The sequence below is a fragment of the Bartonella sp. AU18XJBT genome (genome assembly GCF_028618595.1).
Lineage (GTDB): Bacteria > Pseudomonadota > Alphaproteobacteria > Rhizobiales > Rhizobiaceae > Bartonella.
Genome location: NZ_JAQITE010000116.1, coordinates 1 through 1,947, shown reverse-complemented (window position 1 = coordinate 1,947; position 1,947 = coordinate 1). Strand labels below are relative to the sequence as shown.

The window sequence follows — 1,947 nt, the reverse complement described above, 5'->3', positions numbered from 1 at the left end:
TCATGTAACAGATATGTTGCGTGTCAAGAAAACGTTACTAAGTGATGTGGAATTTGCCTCTGCGATGTCTGGCAGTAATGACAAAACAAGTATTACGGGTAAGAAGGCCCCTTCTCCTAAGATTTCAGGAGGTCACGTTGATACAGCCAATCGTCGTATGATCTCGCATATCGGTTGTGAGGAAGGTTGTGGTTATGTTTGGCAGTTTTTATCAGGAACATTTCCTATGCAAATAACGAATAGGGGGCAGGCTAGGCTAGAAATGAGATGGTTATCAGGAGGAGGAGGGTGGAGCCATGGTGTAGATAGCGGATGTTTTGCGCGCTCCACCATATCTTCTGCTAGAGGTAATGAACAATTATGTGCGCGTGGTTGTAGCCGTCCACGTTATTTTGTTTAGGGAGGATGTAAAGATGATAGATTATCCAGAGCACTTAAATAGCAAAGAAGATTATCTGAATATGCTTGAATTTGATAAGGTTGAAACCGTAAGAAGGCTAGAGCATCTTTTAGCAATGCGTTTTTATTGGGTCTTTGTCAAAGAGCTTGGAGAGGGAGAAGAGGGGATTGAAGATGACACGCATAAGGTTTGTCTAACAACAACCATGCCGTTTGATTCAAATGGTGATTTTGTCGAAAAGCGTTGTCAGTATGAATTACAGGAAAGCGAATATGCGCCGCTCTTTCAACTTGGCTTTCGTGTTGAAGAAGTCGAGCAACTGATCAAAGAGCATAGTCAATAGAGATCATAAAAAAACATTTTTATCCAGCCTCACTTTTGTGGGGCTTTTTTTATGGAGCGTCAGATGAGAAAGATATCGAAAGAAGGATTAGAGCTTATCAAACAATGGGAAGGTTTGCGTTTGGAGGCATATAGAGATACGGCATGTATCTGGACGATTGGTTATGGTCACACCAGCAATGCGGGTCACCCCCTTGTCAAAAAAGGTATGCGTATTAGCCAAAAGCAAGCAGAAGAAATCCTTTGTGAAGATTTAAAGCAATTTGAGAATGCGGTAGAGGAATCGGTGACGGTTTCATTAACTGATTGCCAATTCGCGGCATTGGTCTCGTTTTGCTATAATGTAGGAACCGCTGCTTTTTGCAAGTCAACATTGTTGAAGAAGCTTAATCAAGGGGATTATGAAGCCGTACCCTTAGAATTACAGAAATGGAATAAGGTCGGTGGGAAGCCTCTTGCGGGTTTAGCCAATCGTCGAGCAGCAGAAGCGGGATTATGGGTAAAAGGGTCTTATGTCTCTTCAAATTATCAAAGGGTAGAAACGAAAACGGCAACAGGTCTTTTCAAGGTAGAAGCACTTGCCCCGATTATAGGGTCTTGTTCTGGTTTTGGCGGCTTGTTAGCAGGCAATGGACCCATTCAATGGGCATTAGCAGGGATCATGGTTTTAGCGGCTGTAACGGGCATAGTGATTGTCGCCAAGCGTTTTCGGGAGCAACGCTTATGATTTTTTGGTTAAAGAAATATTCTCTTATGTTTACAGCGGCGTTAGCCGTTTTTTTTATGGCTTTAGCTAAGGCGTTTCACCTTGGCAAGCAAAGCGAACGGCAAAAGCAAACAGAGAATGCTTTAAAGACAGCAACAACGCGGCTTGAGGTAGAAAATGAAGTTAATCAAAAAAGTGATGCTGGTGTGCGCTCTGAACTTTCTCGTTGGGTGCGCGGCAAATAGGTCTGTTTCTTGTGGAGGCTGGTTGCCCATTTATTTGGATAACAAGGATTTTGCGGTCATCAGTTCCAACCTTGCAAGAGATATTTTGAAGCATAACAAGCAGGGAGCCCATTTATGTGGTTGGAAAGATGGTCAAGAAACGAAGTAAACAAGAACAAGATCTCACACAAACAGAACAACAACTCCTTCGCGAGATGATAGAGACCTATCAAGGCTTAAAGATGATGTCACGCCTCATGAAATTGATAGCCTTT

General features: G+C 42.8%; 3 protein-coding genes and 1 pseudogene. All 4 read left to right on the top strand.

Features of this window, described 5'->3' with window-relative positions:
• A pseudogene (locus PVV60_RS10320) lies at nucleotides 1-400 on the top strand (hypothetical protein); the annotation flags it as partial.
• Nucleotides 401-413: 13 nt separating this feature from the next.
• Nucleotides 414-743, top strand: coding sequence for a hypothetical protein (locus PVV60_RS10315; protein ID WP_273724653.1), 330 nt, complete (start codon nucleotides 414-416; stop codon nucleotides 741-743).
• Between the two features lie 63 nt (nucleotides 744-806).
• Nucleotides 807-1,469: a lysozyme gene (locus PVV60_RS10310; RefSeq protein ID WP_273724652.1), complete on the top strand. Its 663-nt coding sequence runs from the start codon at nucleotides 807-809 to the stop codon at nucleotides 1,467-1,469.
• Nucleotides 1,466-1,693 (top strand): hypothetical protein, encoded by a 228-nt coding sequence (locus PVV60_RS10305; protein WP_012754703.1) that lies wholly within the window; start codon nucleotides 1,466-1,468, stop codon nucleotides 1,691-1,693. Before PVV60_RS10310 ends, PVV60_RS10305 begins: the two co-directional genes overlap by 4 nt.
• Nucleotides 1,694-1,947 lie beyond the last annotated feature (254 nt).

Excerpts from the sequence above, each read along its gene's own strand:
- PVV60_RS10305 (WP_012754703.1), top strand. The coding sequence starts at position 1,466 with ATGATTTTTTGGTTAAAGAAATATTCTCTTATGTTTACAGCGGCGTTA.
- PVV60_RS10310 (WP_273724652.1), top strand. The coding sequence starts at position 807 with ATGAGAAAGATATCGAAAGAAGGATTAGAGCTTATCAAACAATGGGAA.
- PVV60_RS10315 (WP_273724653.1), top strand. The coding sequence starts at position 414 with ATGATAGATTATCCAGAGCACTTAAATAGCAAAGAAGATTATCTGAAT.